Genomic DNA, 243 nt, shown 5'->3' on the forward strand with positions numbered 1-243 from the left:
CAATATTCGTTTTTAAACCTGATTATCAAAAAATATGAAAAAGATAATTTACTTCGTCTCCGCAATAATAGGCGCAACTGGCCTTTATTCTTGCCAGAAAGAATTTTTAGAAAAACCTGAAACTACAGGGAATACGACTATAGAGACGGTTTTTGCATCCTCCGTTGAGGCGACCAAAGCGCTCGCCAATGCGTACAGGACTTCTCTTTGCCAGGGTCTTTTTGATAATGGCGGAACCAATAT

General features: G+C 39.5%; 1 protein-coding gene. It reads left to right on the plus strand.

Annotated features, from left to right (window positions below; translation table 11 throughout):
- Positions 1-34: 34 nt before the first annotated feature.
- Positions 35-243, plus strand: a 209-nt coding sequence (locus AC0IW9_RS31745) for a hypothetical protein (RefSeq protein ID WP_471652259.1), incomplete at its 3' end; no start/stop codon positions are given.

The sequence above is a fragment of the Belnapia sp. AC561 genome, from assembly GCF_979252845.1.